18 protein-coding genes are annotated in these 18,926 nt (G+C 62.9%); 16 read left to right on the forward strand and 2 right to left on the reverse strand.

Annotated features, from left to right (window positions below):
- Positions 1 to 74: 74 nt before the first annotated feature.
- The 13 genes from EGJ68_RS04390 (at position 75) to EGJ68_RS04450 (ending at position 14,139) form a co-directional block, all read left to right on the forward strand.
- A complete protein-coding gene (locus EGJ68_RS04390) occupies positions 75 to 1,319 on the forward strand; it encodes an NADH:flavin oxidoreductase (RefSeq protein WP_123033294.1) in 1,245 nt (414 codons plus the stop codon).
- Positions 1,320 to 1,341: 22 nt separating this feature from the next.
- Positions 1,342 to 2,136 (forward strand): SDR family oxidoreductase, encoded by a 795-nt coding sequence (locus tag EGJ68_RS04395; RefSeq protein ID WP_123033295.1) that lies wholly within the window; start codon positions 1,342 to 1,344, stop codon positions 2,134 to 2,136.
- Between the two features lie 106 nt (positions 2,137 to 2,242).
- Complete coding sequence (locus EGJ68_RS04400) at positions 2,243 to 3,379, forward strand: GGDEF domain-containing protein (protein ID WP_158283491.1); 1,137 nt, start codon at positions 2,243 to 2,245, stop codon at positions 3,377 to 3,379.
- A 95-nt stretch (positions 3,380 to 3,474) separates the two neighbouring features.
- The gene (locus EGJ68_RS04405; protein ID WP_123033297.1) at positions 3,475 to 4,653 is read left to right on the forward strand and encodes an acyl-CoA dehydrogenase family protein; all 1,179 of its coding nucleotides are present in this window, start codon (positions 3,475 to 3,477) and stop codon (positions 4,651 to 4,653) included.
- Between the two features lie 18 nt (positions 4,654 to 4,671).
- Positions 4,672 to 5,811 (forward strand): acyl-CoA dehydrogenase family protein, encoded by a 1,140-nt coding sequence (locus tag EGJ68_RS04410; RefSeq protein ID WP_123033298.1) that lies wholly within the window; start codon positions 4,672 to 4,674, stop codon positions 5,809 to 5,811.
- 32 nt (positions 5,812 to 5,843) lie between these two features.
- Positions 5,844 to 7,553, forward strand: a complete 1,710-nt coding sequence (locus tag EGJ68_RS04415; protein ID WP_123033299.1) for a class I adenylate-forming enzyme family protein — start codon at positions 5,844 to 5,846, stop codon at positions 7,551 to 7,553.
- A 42-nt stretch (positions 7,554 to 7,595) separates the two neighbouring features.
- Positions 7,596 to 8,846 (forward strand): acyl-CoA dehydrogenase family protein, encoded by a 1,251-nt coding sequence (locus EGJ68_RS04420; protein ID WP_123033300.1) that lies wholly within the window; start codon positions 7,596 to 7,598, stop codon positions 8,844 to 8,846.
- Positions 8,847 to 8,900: 54 nt separating this feature from the next.
- Positions 8,901 to 9,365 carry a MaoC family dehydratase gene (locus EGJ68_RS04425; RefSeq protein ID WP_123033301.1) on the forward strand — a complete coding sequence of 155 codons (465 nt, stop codon included), beginning with the start codon at positions 8,901 to 8,903 and terminating at the stop codon, positions 9,363 to 9,365.
- Between the two features lie 52 nt (positions 9,366 to 9,417).
- Complete coding sequence (locus EGJ68_RS04430; protein WP_123033302.1) at positions 9,418 to 10,338, forward strand: SDR family NAD(P)-dependent oxidoreductase; 921 nt, start codon at positions 9,418 to 9,420, stop codon at positions 10,336 to 10,338.
- 42 nt (positions 10,339 to 10,380) lie between these two features.
- Positions 10,381 to 11,559, forward strand: coding sequence for an acetyl-CoA C-acyltransferase (locus tag EGJ68_RS04435; protein WP_123033303.1), 1,179 nt, complete (start codon positions 10,381 to 10,383; stop codon positions 11,557 to 11,559).
- Position 11,560: 1 nt separating this feature from the next.
- A complete protein-coding gene (locus EGJ68_RS04440) occupies positions 11,561 to 12,538 on the forward strand; it encodes an NADPH:quinone oxidoreductase family protein (RefSeq protein WP_123033304.1) in 978 nt (325 codons plus the stop codon).
- Between the two features lie 9 nt (positions 12,539 to 12,547).
- Positions 12,548 to 13,711: an iron-containing alcohol dehydrogenase gene (locus EGJ68_RS04445; RefSeq protein ID WP_123033305.1), complete on the forward strand. Its 1,164-nt coding sequence runs from the start codon at positions 12,548 to 12,550 to the stop codon at positions 13,709 to 13,711.
- A complete protein-coding gene (locus EGJ68_RS04450; RefSeq protein WP_123033306.1) occupies positions 13,708 to 14,139 on the forward strand; it encodes an acyl-CoA thioesterase in 432 nt (143 codons plus the stop codon). Before EGJ68_RS04445 ends, EGJ68_RS04450 begins: the two co-directional genes overlap by 4 nt.
- Before the next feature lie 7 nt (positions 14,140 to 14,146).
- On the opposite strand, the gene EGJ68_RS04455 is transcribed toward EGJ68_RS04450, so the two are convergent.
- On the reverse strand, positions 14,147 to 14,791 hold the full coding sequence (locus EGJ68_RS04455) for a TetR/AcrR family transcriptional regulator (RefSeq protein WP_123033307.1): 645 nt from the start codon (positions 14,789 to 14,791) through the stop codon (positions 14,147 to 14,149).
- Between the two features lie 174 nt (positions 14,792 to 14,965).
- Here EGJ68_RS04455 and EGJ68_RS04460 point away from each other — a divergent pair, with 174 nt between their 5' ends.
- From EGJ68_RS04460 to EGJ68_RS04470, 3 genes are read left to right on the forward strand one after another with little or no spacing between them, the layout of a single operon-like run.
- Positions 14,966 to 16,147, forward strand: a complete 1,182-nt coding sequence (locus EGJ68_RS04460) for a sulfotransferase family protein (protein WP_123033308.1) — start codon at positions 14,966 to 14,968, stop codon at positions 16,145 to 16,147.
- Between the two features lie 43 nt (positions 16,148 to 16,190).
- Complete coding sequence (locus tag EGJ68_RS04465; protein WP_123033309.1) at positions 16,191 to 17,573, forward strand: hypothetical protein; 1,383 nt, start codon at positions 16,191 to 16,193, stop codon at positions 17,571 to 17,573.
- Positions 17,574 to 17,612: 39 nt separating this feature from the next.
- A complete protein-coding gene (locus EGJ68_RS04470) occupies positions 17,613 to 18,452 on the forward strand; it encodes an SDR family NAD(P)-dependent oxidoreductase (protein ID WP_123033310.1) in 840 nt (279 codons plus the stop codon).
- Between the two features lie 27 nt (positions 18,453 to 18,479).
- Here the strand turns inward: EGJ68_RS04470 and EGJ68_RS04475 are convergent, their stop codons facing one another.
- Positions 18,480 to 18,911: a PPOX class F420-dependent oxidoreductase gene (locus EGJ68_RS04475; RefSeq protein ID WP_123033311.1), complete on the reverse strand. Its 432-nt coding sequence runs from the start codon at positions 18,909 to 18,911 to the stop codon at positions 18,480 to 18,482.
- Positions 18,912 to 18,926: the final 15 nt, after the last annotated feature.

The raw sequence follows: 18,926 nt of genomic DNA on the forward strand, positions 1-18,926 counted from the left end.
CAGCGAGACATCGCGGTGGCCGCTTGCCGGGAGTACTATGTGAGGCACATTGCACATCAAGAGGTCAGCCCAGCATGGCATCAAGCACCGTACCCACCCCTTTCGATCCGGTTACTATCGGCCCGCTTACCCTGCGCAACCGGTTCATCAAGTCGGGTGCGAATGAAGCGATGTGCCTGGACGGTAAACCGACCAAGGCACTGGTGAAGCATCACCGCGACCTGGCGGCGGGTGGCGTGGGCATGACCACGGTGGCCTACATGGCGGTGGCCAAGGTGGGGCGCACCTTGCCCAACCAGATCTGGATGCGCCCGGAGGTCATCCCCGATCTGCGTGTGCTGACGCAGGCGGTGCATGACGAGGGCGCGGCCATTTCTGCGCAAATCACGCATGGGGGTTCCTTCGTGACCGGCATGAAGGTTGCCGGCCGCACGATCAGCTCCTCCTCCGGCTTCAATCCCGCTGGCCTGATGAAAGGCAATATCCTGCAGCGCGCCATGAATGAGGATGATATGGCGCGCGTAGAGGCTGAATTTGTCCGCGCGGCGGAGCTGGCGAAAGAAGGCGGCTTTGATGCCGTCGAGTTGCACATGGGCCACGGCTACCTGCTCAACCAGTTCATTTCCCCCCTTAGCAATCGGCGTACCGACGAGTATGGCGGCAGCGCGGAAAACCGTGTGCGCTTCCCCGCGCGCGTGTTGGCGGCGGTGAAACGCGCCGTGGGCAGCGACATGGCGGTACTGGCCAAGATCAATGTGGCCGATGGCACCCGGCGTGGCGCCACGGCGGAAGACGGTGTGGTCACGGCCCAGGCGCTGCAGGCGGCGGGCGCAGACATGCTGGTGCTGTCCGGAGGTCGCAATGTGGAGTCCACCTGGTTCATGTTCGGCAGCAACATGAACCGTGAGATCATCGCCCGTGTACTCAAGCAGCAGGGTGAGTGGATCACGTCGCTGATGATGAAAGCGGCGGCTTCCAGCGAGCCCAAGATCGATTTCAAGCCCATGTACTTCCTGGAATATTCGCGCAAGATTCGCGCCGAGGTCGACATGCCGCTGGCGTATCTCGGTGGCGCCCGCTCGCTGGCCCATGCTGAGCAGTCGTTGGCGGAAGGCTTCGACTGCGTGGTGATGGCGCGGCCGCTGATTCACGACCCGGGACTGGTGAACAAGCTGCGCAGTGGCGAGCTGACCGAATCCGGCTGTGACAACTGCAATGGCTGCGTCGCCTACATCTACCACCCCGCAGGCACCTGGTGTGTGCATAACCCGCCCAACGCCCCGGTGCTGAATACCATTCCCGCCGCAGCGGTCCAGTGAAAATCCCAGTGAGGAGTGCCCCATGAGCAGTATTCTTGATCGTTTTCGTCTGGATGGTCAGGTGGCCCTGATCACCGGGGCAGGGCGCGGTATTGGCGCGGCCACCGCGCTCGCTTACGCGGATGCGGGCGCCGATGTGGCCATTTCCGCGCGCACCCTGAGCGAACTGGAAAGCGTTGCGGAAAAGGTGCGCGCGCGCGGTCGTCGCGCGCTTGTGGTGACCTGCGATGTGACGAGTGCCGAGCAGCGCGCGGCCCTGGTGGAGGCCACTCTGGCGGAATTCGGGCGCCTGGATATCCTAGTCAACAACGCGGGTGGTTGGGGCCCCAAGCCAGCGCTGGAGACGACTGACGAAGACTTTGATGCCTGCTTCCATTTCAATGTGACCTCGGCATTCTCCCTGTCGCGGCTCAGTGTGCCCCACATGGTGGCCACCGCCGGCAAGGGGGCCATTGTCAATATCTCCTCTGTTGCGGGCAGCCTGCCCCAGGCGGGTTTTGCCGCCTACGGCACCGGCAAGGCCGCGTTGTCCTGGCTGACGCGGGCGCTGGCGCAGGACTTCGCGCCCAAGGTGCGCGTTAACGGCATCGGCGTGGGCGCCACCGTAACCACCGCGCTGGAAAACTTCATGACACCTGAAATGGAACAGACCATGTCCGCGCGCACGCCGCTGGCACGTCTGGGCGAGGCCGAGGATATTGCCGCTTGCGCGCTGTACCTGGCGTCGCCCGCGGCGGCCTATGTCACCGGTGAGATCTGCGGCGTGAATGGCGGGCTGACCTATTCCCAGGTGGAGATGCCCCGGGCGCAGTTCTAGCCTCGCGCAGGGCGTATCGCAGTTGGCGTGGGCGCCCGCGGCGCTGCATTGACCCGGGAGGCGGGTGCGCGCACCATGGCGGCTCCGGGTCGGCGATGAGGGCAGCATGAACTCGCTCAGTATTCCCACGCTGTTTCTGGTGATTGGCATGGTGTCGGCGATGTGCACGCTGATCACCTTCATGCTGTGGCGCATCAACCGCGATATGGCAGGCGTGTTTCCGTGGTTCCTGGCGGCGCTGGCCAATACAGCGGGCTTTTTTGCCGCGTTCCCTCTCGCGGGCCGCGGTGGCGTTGAGCAGTACCTGACCGTGTTCAACAACAGTCTGGCGCTGATAGGTGCCGCGTTGCTGTTGGAAGGTGCGCTGCAGTTTCGCGGCCATCTGTCTCTCCGTCGTTGGCGTTTTGGCCTGCTACTGATACCCCTGTTCATAGCTGTCGCCTGGGTGTTTCGCCTGGATCCGGTGGCGCGGCACCTGGCCCATGATGTGCTGTCGGCCCCGCTGATGCTGGCTGTTGCGCTGGTGATGGTGTGGCGCACCCGCGGGCCTGCGTTTCGTGTCTACGGTCTGGCTGCACTGTTTCCCGCACTCGTGGGGCTGGTGTTGCTATACCGCGGCTGGTGGGCCCTGCGCGTCACCCTTGACCCCAGCCTGAGCATTGACGCACCGCGGGCCATCGCCTTTCTGGTGGTTATGCTGTGCCTGATGGGGTGGACCTTTGGCATTACGGTCGCCTGCTACTTTCGCGCCCACCTCAGTACCCTGCAGCTGGCCATTGAGGACGTCCTCACGGGTCTGCCCAATCGCCGCAATATTGATGAAACGCTGCGGCGCACCTTGCGCCGCGCGAAACGCCATGCCGAACACTTTGCCGTGCTGCTGGTGGACCTCAACGACTTCAAACAGGTCAATGACCGCTTTGGCCACCAGGCCGGCGATGAGCTGCTGGTGGAAGTCGCGCGTCGTTTGCGCGGCTTCCTGCGTGAGGCCGATTTTGCGGGGCGGCTGGGGGGCGATGAATTTTTCGTGATTGTGCACGGCGTGGGCGACGGCGTAAGCGCCCGGCGCGCGCGGGAGCGCCTGCGTGCGGCGCTGGATGGGCCGCTGGAGGTGTGCGGTGAGACCGTGGCTGTGCGTGTGGCGGTCGGCGTTGCGCTGTGGCCGGCCCAGGGAGAGAGCGCCGATGCCCTGATGCGTGCTGCCGACGCGGATATGTACGTCGACAAAACCGGGCATTCTTGAACGCTAGCAAAACATACTGTATGTTCAAACCCGCGGCTGGCGCATTGGTTGCCCCGCTTTCTTGATTGGCTGTACCGACCTGAAGAGGTGCCCTTGTGAGCGACCTGGAACACTTTCGTGCTGATACCCGCGCCTGGCTGGAGGAAAACTGTCCCGCCGCCATGCGTGAACCCGTCCGCGGCTTTGACGACCTGTACATGGGGGGACGCAACCCCGAAGTCGACCATCCCGACCAGCAGCTGTGGTGCGAGCGCATGGCCGAGCGCGGCTGGACTGTGCCGCAGTGGCCGCGCGAATACGGTGGCGGTGGCCTGAACAAGGAAGAGGCGAAAATCCTGCAGCAGGAGATGGCGCGACTGGGTGCGCGTCGGCCATTGGAGAGTTTCGGTATCTCGATGCTCGGTCCCGCCCTGCTCAAGTTCGGCAGTGAGGCGCAGAAGCAGGAGCACCTGCCGCCGATCTGCCGCGGCGAGATTCGCTGGTGCCAGGGCTACTCCGAGCCCAATGCGGGGTCCGACCTGGCCAGCCTGCAAACCCGGGCGGAAGACCGTGGCGACCACTACATCATCAACGGCCAGAAGGTCTGGACATCCTATGCCGACAAGGCGGACTGGATTTTCTGCCTGGTGCGCACCGACAACAGCGGCAGCAAGCATGAAGGCATCAGCTTCGTGCTGTTCGACATGGCCAGCGAGGGGGTGACGACGCGCCCGATCAAGCTGATCAGCGGCTCCTCTCCTTTCTGCGAGACATTTTTCGACAATGTACGCGCCGACAAGCGCAACCTGGTCGGCGAAGAGGGTAAAGGCTGGGCAATTGCCAAGTACCTCCTCACCCATGAGCGGGAAATGATTTCCGCGTTCGGCGCGGCGCCGTCGAAATCCCTCGGCGCGGTGGCCGTGGAAAACCTGGGATCTGACGCCAGCGGGCGCCTGCGCAACGGCATCCTGCGCCACACGATCGCGCAGTACCAGCTGGATGCACTGGCTTTCGGCGCGACCATGAGCCGCGTGGGAGACGAAGCCAAAGCGGGGCAGGGCCTGGGCGCGGCGTCATCCATCTTCAAATATTACGGCACCGAGCTGAACAAGCGCCGCAATGAGCTGAACCTGGCGATCGGCGGCGAGCCGGCGCTGGGCTGGGCTGGCGATGTCTACGACGGCGGCGCCACCAGCCGGGATTGGCTGCGCTCCAAGGGCAATTCCATCGAGGGCGGCACCTCTGAGGTGCAACTGAATATTATTGCCAAGCGCGTACTGGGCTTGCCGGATTGAACGCGAGAGGACATTGACATGGCACTGGTACTGACAGAAGAACAGATGATGCTCAAGGAGTCCGCCGCGGGACTGCTGGCACAGAAAGCCGGCCTGGCGCAGCTGCGGGCGCTGCGCGATGCGGGGGATACGCAGGGATTTGCGCCCGAGGTCTGGCAGGATATCGCCACCATGGGTTGGCCCGGTATTGCCATTCCTGAAGCCTATGGCGGCCTTGGCTACGGTTACACCGGGCTCGGGCTGGTGCTGGAGCAGGTGGGCCGCCACCTGAGCCCGGTGCCCTTGCAGTCGACGGTGCTGCTGGGAGCCACCCTGATCAACGAGCTCGGCAGCGAAGCGCAGAAGCAGTCGCTGTTGCCTGCCGTGGCGGCGGGCGAGCTGCATGTCAGCCTGGCGTTGCAGGAAGGGCCGCAGCATGCCCCCGAAGACACGGCGCTGAAGGCCGAGAGTGCCGGTGCAGGATACCGCCTGCAGGGCGGCAAGTGTCTGGTGCTTGATGCGCTCGCGGCACAGCAGTTCGTGGTGATTGCACGAACTGCTGGCGTGCCGGGTGACAGTGCGGGCCTGACGGCGTTTCTGGTGGCGGCAGATGCGGCGGGCCTGACGGTGGAGCAGCGCAGCCTGGTGGATGCGCGCGGCGTTGGCGCTTTGCAGCTGGACGGGGTAGAGGTTGATGCCAGCGCAGTGCTCGGCGAGGTCGACGCCGCCTGGAACGGACTCAGCCGCAGTCTTGATATTGCCAATATTGGGCTCGCCGCCGAACTGCTGGGGGTGGCCACGGAAGCGTTCGAACGCACGGTGGAGTACCTCAAGGAGCGCAAGCAGTTTGGCAAGGTCATCGGTAGTTTCCAGGGCTTGCAGCACCGGGCCGCGGAGCTCTTCGCGGAGCTGGAGCTGGCGCGCTCCATCGTGTTGAAAGCCTTGCAGGCGGTTGATGCAGAGGATCCGCAATTGCCGCTGCTGGCGAGCGCGGCGAAGGCCAAACTCTGCGAGGTGGCGCAACGGGCCACCAATGAAGGTATCCAGATGCACGGCGGTATCGGCATGACCGACGAGTACGACATCGGCTTCTTTATCAAGCGTGCGCGTGTCGCACAACACACCTTCGGCGACTATAACTATCACCTAGACCGCTTTGCCCAGCTCAGTGGATTCTGAAGCGCCCTTCGGCCACCTGGAAGGTAAGTGATATGCAAGCATCCGCGGATCCATTCGCTGACTGTGTGGCCGCGCTGACCGCCGACGGGCAACCCTTCGCGCTGGAGACCGTGACGCTGGCCGGCGTGGATTTTCGCTCTTACAGCGGCATGCCTGCCAACCTGGGCCAATACTGCGCGTTGATGCGTCAGCACGGCGATCGCTGTTTCGCCGTGTACCGCGAGCAGCGCTATTCCTTTGCCGAAGCCTGGGCGCGCAGCGCGGCATTGGCCGCTGCGTTGCAGCAGCGTTTTGATGTGGCACCGGGGGACCGGGTGGCCATTGCCAGCCGCAACAACCCGGAATGGATGATGGCCTTCATCGCCATTGTCTCGATTGGCGCGGTGGCGGTGCCGATGAATGCCTGGTGGACAACCGAGGAGCTGGATTACGGGTTAGCAGACAGTGGCAGCCGCGTGGTGATCGCCGACCCTGAGCGCGTCAGCCGCCTGGCACCTATTGCAACGCGCCACGCGCTGGCGGTGATTGCGGTGGGGGACTGCAGCGATACGGCACTGGAGACGGTGGGTTTCGACGACCTGCAGCGGGACTTTGCGGGTAGTGATATGCCCGACGTGGCGGTGGCGCCCGACGACGATGCCACTATCATGTATACCTCCGGGTCGACCGGGCACCCCAAGGGTGCGGTGTCCACGCACCGTGCGGTCTTGGCCGCGCTGTGGAGCTGGCTCCTCCAGGGCACGGTGAACAAACAGCTGTCGGGCGAGACGGCGAAGCCGGCCCACGGCCCCGCCGGCCTGCTGACGATCCCCCTGTTTCACTGCACAGCCAGCCACTCGGCGTTCCTGCTTTCGCTGCTGATTGGGCGCAAGCTGGTCATCATGCACAAATGGGATGTGCAGGAGGCCCTGCGGCTGATTGAGGCTGAACGCATCACCTGGTTCAACGGTGTGCCGACCATGTCGTCTGAATTGCAGGCAGCGGCCTTGACGAGCTCCCGCGATGTGTCATCACTGGTCGAGATCTTTTCTGGCGGCGCGGCGCGGCCACCCGACCAGGTGGGCAAGATCGCCGGTACCTTTCAGCGCTCGGCGCCGGGTATCGGCTACGGTCTCACTGAGACCAACGCCCTGGGTGCGGTGAATGCCGGTGCGGCCTATGTGGCGCGGCCCGAGAGCACCGGCCGGGTGGTACCTGCGGTGACCGAATTCAAGATTATCGATAGTGCGGGGCACGCCCTGCCCGCCGGCGAGCGTGGCGAGCTGTGTATCAAGTCCACTGCCAACGCGCGTGGCTACTGGAACAAGCCGGAAGCTACACAGGAAGCGTTTATCGACGGCTGGTTCCACACGGGCGATGTCGCGCGTCTGGACGCCGAGGGGTTTCTCTACATCGTTGATCGCATCAAGGACATCATTATCCGCGGTGGTGAAAACATCAGTTGTATCGAGGTGGAAGCGGCCATTCACCGCCATTCCGCCGTGCGCGAAGCAGCCGTGTTCGGCCTGCCGGACGAGCGTCTCGGCGAGAGCGTAGCCGCGGTGGTGGTACTGCGTGAAGGCGAGGCGCTTGGCGTGGAAGCGTTGCAGCGTTTCCTGGGTGAACATCTGGCGGCGTTCAAGGTGCCGCTGCGGGTGTGGCTGCAGACCGAGGCACTGCCGCGCATTGCCTCCGGCAAGATTTTCAAGCGTCAGCTCAAGGCCCACTACAGTGCTGAACTGACACAGGCGGCCCGCCAGTAAGGGCGGGCTATTATTCATCACACGGCAAAAAGCGAGTACACCATGGATCTTGGAGTCAGTGACAAACTTAAGCCCCTGTTGGCGCAGGTCAGGGCCTTTGTAGCAGAAGAAATAGCGCCGCTGGAAGAGGAGTACATTGCGGAGATCGGCGTCGGCGACCGCTGGCAGTTCACTCCGCGCCAAACCGAGATCATGGAAGCGCTGAAAGGCAAGGCAAAGGCTGCCGGGTTGTGGAATTTCTTCCTGACCGACGGCGAGCATGGTTCCGGCCTCACCACGGTAGAGTACGCCTACCTGGCGGAGGAAATGGGCAAATCGCATATCGCTGCCGAGGTATTCAACTGCGCTGCACCCGATACCGGCAACATGGAGGTGCTGCACAAATACGGCAGCGAAGACCAGAAACGCGAGTGGCTGGAACCGTTGTTGAACGGGGAGATCCGCTCGGCTTACGCCATGACGGAGCCCGGCGTGGCCTCATCGGACGCGACCAATATCTGCACGTCGGCCGTGCTGGAGGGCGATGAGTGGGTGATCAATGGCGAGAAGCACTATATCTCCGGTGCTGGCGACCCGCGTTGCAAGATCATGATCGTCATGGTCAAGACGGATCCCGATGCCCCCAAGCACCTGCAGCAATCGCAGATACTGGTGCCCATGAACACGCCCGGCGTGGAAAACCTGCGCGCCATGAACGTGTTTTCCATGGACGATGCCCCGCATGGCCACATGCACCAGCGCTACACCAATGTGCGCGTGCCGAAGGAGAACATGATTCTGGGCCCCGGCCGCGGCTTCGAGATCTCCCAGGGCCGGCTGGGCCCGGGCCGCATCCACCACTGCATGCGCGCCATCGGTGCGGCGGAAAAAGCACTCAAGCTGCTGTGTGAACGCGCGGTGTCCCGCACTGCCTTCGGCAAGCCGCTGGCGCGTCTCGGCGGCAATGTGGACATCATCGCCAATGCACGCATGGATATTGAAATGGCGCGTCTGCTGACGCTGAAAACGGCCTGGATGATGGACAACGTGCACCCGAAGGAAGCCCGCGTATGGATTTCCATGATCAAGACCGCGGTGCCCAACATTTCCATCCGCATTGTCGATCAGGCCATCCAGATGTACGGTGCGCTGGGTGTTTCGCAGGACACGCCGCTGGCGGCCATGTACATGGGCCAGCGCACCCTGCGCCTGGCTGATGGCCCGGACGAGGTTCACCGCATGGTGGTGGGCCGCAATGAGCTGAAAGGCTATATGCAACAGCAGGAGGTCAATGCGACCTTCCGCGACGGTTGAGAGTCATCCCCGGCCGCTCACACAATTCGTACCCGTAAACTCAAGGACACACGCATGACCATGAAAGTCGTTCCCAATAGCGAAATGGTGAACCAGAAAGGCCTGAAGCTGGAACCGGGCCCCTGGATAACTCTGGATCAGGATCGTATCAACGCCTTTGCGGATGTTACGGAGGATCACCAGTTCATTCACATTGATGAGGAAAAGGCCGCACAAACCCCCTTCGGTGGCACCATCGCCCACGGCTTCCTCACGCTCTCCATGCTGGTGAAGATGTGTGAGGGTGTGGGCATCATGCCGGAGAAGGTGGTGATGGGAATCAACTACGGCTTCGACAAGGTGCGTTTCCTGACGCCGGTGCGCGCCGGCAAGCGTGTGCGCGCGCACGTCGAGATCGTGGATGTGCAGCCCAAGGAGGGCAACCGCTTCCTCATCAAGCAGGCCATTACGGTCGAGATTGAGGGTGAAGACAACCCCGCTCTGGTAGCCGAATGGCTTTCCATGGTGGTAGCAGGCTGATCTGGCGCGCCCGCTCAGCGGGTGCACAACATCGAATCAAGGGAGAACAGGCATGAGTATTCGTTATGACGGCAAGGTCGCCATTGTCACCGGCGCGGGGCAGGGGTTGGGACGTTGTCACGCCATAGAGCTGGCAGCCCGTGGCGCAAAAGTGGTGGTTAATGACCTGGGCGGCGCGAAGGACGGCACTGGCGCCTCCAGTGATGCGGCGCGTGCCGTAGTGGCTGAGATCGAAGCGGCTGGCGGTGAGGCTATTGCCAATGGTGCCAACGTGTCGCATTACGCCGAAGTGGAAGGCATGGTGCAGCAGACCATGGAAAAATGGGGCCGTGTAGACATTCTGGTCAACAACGCCGGCATTCTGCGCGACAAGAGTTTCACCAAGGGTGGCCTGGACGACTTCCAGCTGGTGCTGGACGTGCACCTGATGGGCACCGTCAACTGCACCAAGGCGGTATGGGACATCATGCGCGACCAGTCCTACGGGCGCATTGTCGTCACCACGTCGTCCAGCGGCCTCTATGGCAACTTCGGCCAGAGCAACTATGGCGCAGCGAAAATGGGTGTGGTCGGGCTCATGAATACGTTGGTGCAGGAAGGCGCCAAGTACAACATTCGCGTCAACGCGCTGTCGCCCACAGCGGGCACCCGCATGACGGAAGGGTTGCTGCCTGAGCAGGCCTTCGAGCTGCTCACGCCTGAGACTGTCACCCCTGCCGTGCTTTATCTGGTGAGCGAAGACTCGCCTAACCGCACCATTCTGGCCGCGGGCGCCGGCGGTTTTGCCGTGGCCCGCATTGTGGAGACAGAGGGTGCCTGGCTGCCGGTCGACGAGCAGACGCCGGAAGGCATTGCGGCACACTGGGAGCAGATCAGCAGCCGCGAGGGTGAGCGTGAGTTGACCGCAGGCTTTGAGCAGAGCGTCAAGATGGTGGGCAAGGCTGCAGAAGGCCTCGGTATCAAAATCGATTGATTCAACAGGCGTGCGCGAGCTCGCGCGCCGGGAGAGACAGACATGAAAGAAGCAGTGATTGTAGCCACCGCGCGCACGCCGATAGCGAAAGCCTATCGCGGCGGGTTCAATAATCTCGGTGGTGCGAGCCTCGGGGCCGCCTCCGTGGCCGAAGCCGTGCGCCGGGCGGGTATCGACCCGGCCCGGGTGGATGACGTTATCATGGGCAGCGCCCTGCAGCAGGGCGCTACCGGCTCCAACGTGGCGCGGCAGATTGCCCTGCGTGCCGGTCTGCCGGTGACGGTGTCCGGCATGACACTTGACCGCCAGTGCTCCTCGGGCCTCATGGCGGTTGCCACCGCGGCGAAACAGATCATGTACGACGGCATGACCTGCGTTGTGGGTGGCGGGCTCGAGTCCATCTCGCTGGTGCAGAATGAGCACATGAACCTGCACCGCATGGTGGATGAAGAGCTGATGGCCATGCACCCCAATATCCACATGCCCATGCTGCAAACGGCAGAGGTGGTGGCCAAGCGCTACGGTATATCGCGCGAGGCCATGGATGAGTACGGCCTGCAATCGCAGCAGCGCACGGCTGAGGCGTATGAAGCCGGGCGCTATGCGGATGAGCTGGTGCCGGTCACCTGCAAACGCATCGTGTGGAACAAGGAAACCGGCGAGCAGTCCGAGGCGGAGGCCACGGTCAGCGCCGATGAAGGCCTGCGTGCCACAACCGCCGAGGGCCTTGCCGGCCTGAAAACGGTGATTGAAGGCGGCACCATCACAGCGGGCAACGCCTCCCAGCTTTCCGACGGCTCCTCCGCGCAGCTGTTGATGGATGCCAGGGTGGCAGAGCAGGAAGGCCTGCAGCCGCTGGGTTTGTATCGCGGTATTGCGGTGGCGGGCTGCGAGCCAGACGAAATGGGTATTGGCCCGGTGTTTGCCGTGCCGAAACTGCTCAAGCAGCACGGCCTGTCTGTCGATGACATCGGCCTGTGGGAGCTCAACGAGGCCTTTGCCGTGCAGGTGTTGTACTGCCGCGACCGGCTCGGTATCGACAACGACAAGCTGAATGTCAGCGGCGGGGCGATTTCCATTGGCCACCCCTACGGCATGAGTGGCTCGCGCATGATTGGCCACGCCCTGCTGGAAGGCAAGCGGCGCGGTGTGAAATACGTTGTCATTACCATGTGCGTAGGCGGTGGCATGGGTGCCGCCGGCCTGTTCGAGGTATTGTGATATGAAAGCGGTGGTATGCAAGGAACACGGGCTGCCAGACAAGCTGTCATTGGAGACGGCCTGGCCGGACCCGGAAATGGGTGACGACGATGTGCTGATTGACGTCAAGGCGGCCGGATTGAACTTCCCGGATGTACTCATCATCCAGAACAAGTACCAGACCAAGCCGGATTTGCCGTTCATTCCCGGCGGCGAATGCTCCGGCGTGGTGGTGGCGGTGGGCAAGAATGTGACGCGCCTGCAGCCGGGGGAAAAAGTGATTTCCATGGGTGCCCACGGTGCGTTCTGTTCGCGCATTGCGGCCAACCAGCACGCCGTGTTCCCCATGCCGGACGGGCTCACGTTCGAGCAGGCTGCGGGTGTCGCCATCACCTACTTCACCTCCTACCATGCGCTCAAGCAGCGCGCCAACCTGCAGCCCGGCGAAACCCTGCTGGTGCTGGGCGCGGCGGGCGGCGTAGGCACCACGGCGGTGGAACTGGGCAAGCTGATGGGGGCACGGGTGATCGCTGCTGCCAGCACGGACGAGAAGCTGGCCCTGTGCAAGCAGCTCGGCGCGGATGAACTTATCAACTACAGCGACGTGTCTCTCAAGGATGCCCTGAAGGAGCTCACCGGCGGCAAGGGTGTGGATGTCGTGTACGACCCGGTGGGTGGTGACTACTCCGAACCCGCCTTGCGCAGCATGGCCTGGAACGGACGCTACCTGGTGATCGGTTTTGCCAGTGGCCCCATCCCCAGTATTCCCCTCAACCTTGCGTTGCTCAAGGGCTGCTCGATCGTGGGTGTGTTCTGGGGTCGCTTCATGGCAGAAGAGCCCGCGGTGAACCTGCAGAATATCCACGATTTGTGGGCATTGTTTGCCGAGGGCAAATTGAAGCCGGTCGTCACCGACCTCTTTGCGCTGGAGGATTATGAAGCGGCCTATGCTTGCATGATGGAGCGGCGGGCACGCGGCAAAGTGATTCTCACGCTGTAGGAGCACGCCATGCAGCCTTTCGTTTTCAATACGGTGCCGCAGCTCATTTGCCGACCGGGCAGCGCTCTGGCCCTGGCGGAGAGCTGCCAGCGCCTGGGAATTCGTCAGCCGCTGCTGGTGACCGACCCCGGCTTGATCGGGATCGGGCTGGTGCAGCCGGTGCAGGCCGCGCTGGAAGCGGCCGGTATGCCCGTCGTGCTCTACGATCAGGTGCGGGAAGACCCGCCGGAGGCCACGGTTGAGGCGGCAGCGGCGCTGGGACGCGCTGCTGGCGTGGATGGGGTGATTGCGCTGGGCGGCGGCAGCTCCATGGATGTGGCAAAGGTGGTGGCGGCGCTGCTGGCGGGCTCTCAGCCGCTGCAGGCCCTCTACGGCGTCGACCAGATCAGCGGCGGACGCCTGCCCCTGATACTGGTGCCGACCACCGCCGGTACCGGCTCCGAGGTGACACCGGTGGCGGTCATTACCACCGGGGAGACCACCAAGGCCGGTGTCTCCTCCGCTGTACTGCTGCCCGATGTTGCCCTGCTCGATGCCGACCTGACCCTGGGCCTGCCACCCCGGGTAACGGCTATGACCGGCGTTGATGCCATGGTGCATGCCATCGAGGCCTACACCTCGAAACTGAAAAAGAACCCGGTTTCCGACAATCTGGCGCGCGAGGCATTGCGGCTGTTGGCTACCCACATCCGCACGGCTGTCAGCGACGGTGACAACCGCGAAGCGCGCGCGGCCATGTTGCTGGGTGCCTGCCTCGCCGGGCAGGCGTTTGCCAACGCGCCGGTGGCGGCGGTACACGCGCTGGCTTACCCGCTGGGTGGCCACTATCACATTCCCCACGGTCTCAGTAATTCGCTGGTACTGCCCGCGGTGCTGTCCTACAACATGCCGGCCGCTGAAGCACGGTATGCGGAGCTGGCAGAGATTGTTGTGCCTGGCATCACCGGCAGCGTGTCCGCGCGCGCGTCGGCACTGGTGGAGGCGCTCAAGCAGCTGATAGCCGATGTGGGCCTGCCGGCCACGCTGGCGGATGCCGGCGTACCGGCAGCGGACCTGCCCATGCTCGCGGCGGATGCCATGCAGCAACAGCGCCTGCTGGTCAACAATCCGCGTGAGGTGAGCGAAGCCGATGCGCTGGCGATTTATCGCGCAGCGCACGGGGCCGGCGCATGAGCAAGCGACCGCTGCGCGCCGACTATGCGGTGTTTTACCCCATCAGCACACGCTGGTCGGACAATGACACCTACGGGCACATCAACAACGTGGTCTACTATTCCTACTTCGATTCGGTCGCCAATCGCTATCTGATTGAGGAAGGCGGGCTGGATATCGCGGATGGCGCCATCGTTGGTTACGTGGTGAGCTCGGGCTGCGACTACCACGCCCCGGCCAGTTACCCGGAAGCGATCGAAGGCGGCCTGCGCGTCGATCGCCTCGGTAACAGCTCAGTACAGTATGGCATCGCCATCTTCCGTGAGGGCGAGGATGAGGCTCTGGCGCACGGCCACTTTGTGCATGTGTTCGTCGAGCGTGCAGCCAACCGCTCGGTACCGATACCGGAGGGCTTGCGGGTAGCGCTGGAAAAGCTGACGGCCGGCTGACGCCCCGCTACTTCAGCAGGTAGCGCAACAGCAGGCTCAACACCTCCCGGCGAAAAACCGGGTCCTCCAGTGCCTCAGGGCGCTCGGCGAGCGCCGACTGCAGGCTGGCATCCAGGCTGCGGCGAGCAATGAACGCCATGGTGTCGATCGGGCCAGCGCGCAGCTGCTGCCGGTGGCGCCGCAGAAAACCCGGAAACCATTCCTCCCAGGAGGGGTTGGCGAGGGATTGGGTAAGCTGGTTGACGCGGGCACGTATATCCAGGCTCTGTTGGTACTGCAGGTAGAAATCGGGATACATGCGGTATAGCTGCAGGAGCAGTGTGGCCTCGAGGTCAATGATGGCCGCCAGGGTGGCTTCCACGCCCTGGTCAGTGAGGGCGTGAATACGTGCGAACTCACTCTCGGTCTGGGCCAGCAAGCCCGCCATACGCTCTTCGTACACTTCCGCCAGCACCGCTTCCTTGTTGGGAAAGTATTGGTAAAGAGAGGCAATGTTCACGCCCGCCACGTCGGCAATGCGCGCGGTGGTCAGCTGGTCCGGGCCCTCCTGCTCCAGGATTTTCAGGCAGGCTTCGCGGATGGCCCCCACCAGCGCGCGGGAGCGATGTTGGCGAGGCCGCTTGCGCGGAGCGGGCAAGTCATTGCCAGTCACAGCGTCGCTTCAGTGACAAAAAAATGTAAGGCCTGTTGTCTCTGCATCGTAGGTTGACCTTAAAAGCCTTTTATAACAGCAGGTTACAGCTGTCCGTATTTCCTCTAAACCGCAGTTGCCAGCAGCTTCAAAGGGGCTAGAGTACTGGATTCCTGAAACTGGGCAAGGCACACCATGTATTTCGACGTTGATTATTACCTGCGCCTGCTGCGCCATGTGTGGCGGCTCAAAGAGTGGCCGGGGCGCCGGCGCCTGCTGCTGCGCCTGCTCTTGGTGACGCCGCTGGCTACGCTGTTTCATACTCTCTGCTTCCTGCTTGATTACGTGTTTTTCCCGCGGTTATGGACGCAGCGTGTCGTCGCGCCCGTGTTCATTGTTGGCCATGCGCGCAGCGGCACAACACTCATGCATCGGCTCCTCTCCGCCGACGGTGAGCGCTTCAGTGACTTTCTCTACTGGGAAACGCTGTTTCCGTCGCTGCTGCAAAAGCGGGTCATCCGCTGGCTGGGCTCTGTGGACACCCGGCTGCTGAATGGCGCTTTGTACCGCCGCATCAAGGCCTGGGATGACAACACCTTTGGACCGTTCCGGCACATCCACAACATGAGCCTGTGGACCTCAGAAGAGGATCAGTTCGCCATGCGCGCGGCCTTCGTCACGCAGCAGTGGTCCACAGACCTGCCGGTGATGGACGTACTGGACCTGTTTCATCTCGATCAGATGCCCGCCAAGCGTAAGCGCTGGATGCATCACTACAAGGAGCTGGTGAAGCGCCAGTTGTTACTCAACGGCGGGGAGCGCATTCATTTGAGCAAGAACCCGGTGATGAGTGGTTGGGTGGGATCGATCATCGAGACCTTCCCGGATGCGCGCATCGTGGTCATGCTGCGTGACCCCGCTGAATGTGTGCCCAGCCTGCTCAAGCTGGTAGAGATTTCGTGGAAGAGCAAGGGCTGGCGCAAAGAAGACTACGCACACTCGCTGGCGCTATTGCTGGAGACCTCCTTCGAGAGTTTCGAGAACCCGGCGCAGCAACTCGCAGCGCGGCCGGATACACCGCGCGCCATCGTGGACTATCGCGACCTGACGAAGCAACCGCAGGAAACGGTACATGCTGTGTATGCGGCGCTGGGTATGACGGTAAGCACACAGTTTGATGACTTCCTGCGCGCCAATGCCGAGCGGGAGAAGAGCCATCATTCCAAATTTGAGTACAGCCTTGGCGATTACGCCTTGTCACAGGAATTACTCGAGCAGCGCCTCGCCGACTTTTACCTGCGCTATGGATGGCCCGGCCACAATGGCGCCGGCCCCGACCCGGAGGCAGGCGCTGAAACGGAACGAGCGCCGGCCTGAGTTCCAGGCGCTCCAGACCACTCACATTCCAGAGGATAACAATATGTCAGAGCAAGAGAGCAGCCAGGCGACGCGTGACGCATTGCGTCAGGCCTTCGATGACATGATCGCCTGCTTCCAGGAGGCGCGGGATGCCATTGACGATCCGGCGCTGTATCCGCCGCCGCCCACGGATCGCCACCTTGCCGAGGGTTATCGCTACGTGCTGGGCTTTATGCTGGCCGGTATCGAGCGTGCGCTGGGTGACCCGCTGTATCCGCGCTTTCGGCGCGCTATCCAGCCGATGAATCGCGCCACCATCGATAATTCGGACGCGGTCTATCTGGGTGTGGAGATCGACGGTAATTACAGCTACCGCATCCGGGGCCGGGCGGCGGATAGCCGTCACTGGCGCGGTGAGCCGGCAGCAGAAGGCAAGACCGCCCCGCAGTATGTGATCTTCGAGCTCGCCAGCGGCCACGCGGGGGACAGCGGTAAGCTGTCGGAAATGAAACCCGGTACCCGCATCAACACAGGAACGCTGGACAGTACCACCTTGCAGGTTGCCGACGATGGCAGCTTCGAGATCCTGATTGCACCGGAAAAGCCCGCCGGCTATACCGGTAACTTCATCGCCGGCAAGCGCATCAGTCGCGACGTGGAGCACGTGGGCAAGTTTCTCACCTGCCGCGAGCTTTTCCATGACTGGGAAAACCAGGACCTGTTGGATCTGGAGATCCTGCGCATCGGCTGTGAAAACGAACCGCGCCCGCCTATTGACCCCGAGGGCGCGATGCAGATGTTGCGTGACGTAGGCAGCGTGGCGCGCAATCAGGTGCATTTCTGGAATGCCTTCAACACCATCACGCTGGAGACGTACGGTCAGGTGCCAGGCGGCATCAGTGAGCGCATGGGGCTGGACAAGCCCTTCATGCCGGTGAACGATATGAATCCGCCCAATGCGCTGGGTCTGGCCACGGGCGGCGGCCAGAGCAGCAACATCTATGCGGGCGGCACCTATCTGCTCGAGGACGACGAGGCGCTGGTCATTACAACCCGCACGCCGGTGGAACCGCATTTTCTAGGCTTTCACCTGGCCAATTTGTGGGGTGAGTCGCTCGATTTTGAAAGCTATCCCAGTAATATCAACGCACATTTTGTCGAGGCGGACCCCGATGGTGTACGGCGCTGGGTGGTGTGTCACCGCGACCCGGGTATCGCCAACTGGGTGAGTACCACCGGCGTGCGCCACGGCTATACCAGCATGCGCTGGACCTACCCCGAGCCGCCGCCAGAAGAGCAGTGGCCGGAACTGACGGTGACCCGTGTAGCCTTTGACGCCATTGCAGAACACATGCCGCATGCCCGGCAGGTTGCGCCGGAGGAGCGCGCCGCCGAGCGCCTGTTGCGTCATCGGCATGTGCAGCGGCGTTACCGGCAGTACTAGTTTCACGGGCGTTCATCTAACCGCAAAAGGGAGCAGAGCATGGGACAACTGCAAGGCAAGACGGCACTGATTACCGGCGGTAGCCGCGGTATCGGTCGCGCCATTGCAAAGCGCTTCGCGGCGGAGGGCGCAGCGGTGGTGCTGGTGGCGTCACGCGCGGGTGCACACGGCGACCTGCCGGGAACCCTCGACGACGCCGTGGCAGAGATCCATGCCGCGGGAGGACGGGCCGCCGCTGAAGTGTGCAGCCTGCTCGATGTCGCGGCGCGTGCCGATCTGGTCGAACGCGCCGCGGCGCATTTCGGGCCTATCGACATTCTGGTCAACAACGCCGCCATGCAGCGTGCAAACATGCCGAGCCGGGTAAGCACCGATCATCGCAACCAGATGTTCGACCTGAACGTGAACGTGCCCATGGAGTTGGCCGCGCAGGCTTTGCCGGGTATGCGTCAACGCGGCGCGGGGTGGATTCTGAACATCAGCAGTGCGACCGCCCTGCAGCCGGTAGCACCGTATCGCCACACCCGTGAGGCAGCACTGGTGATTGCCGCCTACGGCGCCTCCAAGGCGGCCCTCAACCGCTACAGCGAGGGCCTGGCGCATGAGCTTGCGCCGGAGCAGATCTACGTCAATACGCTGGCACCGGAGAGCATTGTGCTGACCCCGGGTGCTGAATACGTGCGCGAAATCGCCCAGCGGTTCCCGGACTGGGCGGAACCGGTGGAGATGATGGCCGAAGCGGCTCTGTCACTCTGCAGCGGGACGCACGTGGCGCGGGTGGCCTACAGTCGCCAGTGGCTGCACGCGCAGGGGCGCTCGGTGCACACTTTGGATGGCAAGACGGTGCTGGGGGATGCGTTTCTGCCCGCGGATATCTAGGCTGGTCTGGGCCGCCCTGGCCGACTTTCAACCAAATCGCCCACCGTATAGTTTGGGGCTGGATACCTGCTGCGGGTGGATCGTGATGACAACCCGCGCGGCGCCCGGCGCGTCCAGATCCTCTGGCGGTTCGGCCCCGTTTGATCCGGCCATGAACTGGCGCCGGAAGAAGCTGCGATCGTCGTCGTCCTGCAGGCTGGCGTGACCGCGGATCTCAACGTAGTCCATGACGTTTGTCCTGGAAACAACGCAAAAGGCGACACGGTTGTCGGCCGCGAGATTCCGGTACTTGAGTCTGCTTTTCAGGGTGGATATGCGGATCTGTTGACCGTCCCAGACAAAACCGACGGGATTGGAAGACAGTAACCCGTCCTTGGCCCGAATGGTTGTCAGCACGCCGAAGAAGCTCTCTTCCAGTAGTGCGTGGTTGTGTTCCGGGATAGTAATTGTGTCTGGCATACCAGGGCTCCTGTT

It is taken from the genome of Haliea alexandrii (genome assembly GCF_003719295.1).
Taxonomy (GTDB): Bacteria; Pseudomonadota; Gammaproteobacteria; order Pseudomonadales; family Halieaceae; genus Haliea; species Haliea alexandrii.

Coding starts and splice junctions, on each gene's coding strand:
- EGJ68_RS04390 (WP_123033294.1), top strand. CDS start 75: ATGGCATCAAGCACCGTACCCACCCCTTTCGATCCGGTTACTATCGGC.
- EGJ68_RS04395 (WP_123033295.1), top strand. CDS start 1,342: ATGAGCAGTATTCTTGATCGTTTTCGTCTGGATGGTCAGGTGGCCCTG.
- EGJ68_RS04400 (WP_158283491.1), top strand. CDS start 2,243: ATGAACTCGCTCAGTATTCCCACGCTGTTTCTGGTGATTGGCATGGTG.
- EGJ68_RS04410 (WP_123033298.1), top strand. CDS start 4,672: ATGGCACTGGTACTGACAGAAGAACAGATGATGCTCAAGGAGTCCGCC.
- EGJ68_RS04415 (WP_123033299.1), top strand. CDS start 5,844: ATGCAAGCATCCGCGGATCCATTCGCTGACTGTGTGGCCGCGCTGACC.
- EGJ68_RS04420 (WP_123033300.1), top strand. CDS start 7,596: ATGGATCTTGGAGTCAGTGACAAACTTAAGCCCCTGTTGGCGCAGGTC.
- EGJ68_RS04425 (WP_123033301.1), top strand. CDS start 8,901: ATGACCATGAAAGTCGTTCCCAATAGCGAAATGGTGAACCAGAAAGGC.
- EGJ68_RS04430 (WP_123033302.1), top strand. CDS start 9,418: ATGAGTATTCGTTATGACGGCAAGGTCGCCATTGTCACCGGCGCGGGG.
- EGJ68_RS04435 (WP_123033303.1), top strand. CDS start 10,381: ATGAAAGAAGCAGTGATTGTAGCCACCGCGCGCACGCCGATAGCGAAA.
- EGJ68_RS04440 (WP_123033304.1), top strand. CDS start 11,561: ATGAAAGCGGTGGTATGCAAGGAACACGGGCTGCCAGACAAGCTGTCA.
- EGJ68_RS04445 (WP_123033305.1), top strand. CDS start 12,548: ATGCAGCCTTTCGTTTTCAATACGGTGCCGCAGCTCATTTGCCGACCG.
- EGJ68_RS04450 (WP_123033306.1), top strand. CDS start 13,708: ATGAGCAAGCGACCGCTGCGCGCCGACTATGCGGTGTTTTACCCCATC.
- EGJ68_RS04460 (WP_123033308.1), top strand. CDS start 14,966: ATGTATTTCGACGTTGATTATTACCTGCGCCTGCTGCGCCATGTGTGG.
- EGJ68_RS04465 (WP_123033309.1), top strand. CDS start 16,191: ATGTCAGAGCAAGAGAGCAGCCAGGCGACGCGTGACGCATTGCGTCAG.
- EGJ68_RS04470 (WP_123033310.1), top strand. CDS start 17,613: ATGGGACAACTGCAAGGCAAGACGGCACTGATTACCGGCGGTAGCCGC.
- EGJ68_RS04475 (WP_123033311.1), bottom strand. CDS start 18,911: ATGCCAGACACAATTACTATCCCGGAACACAACCACGCACTACTGGAA.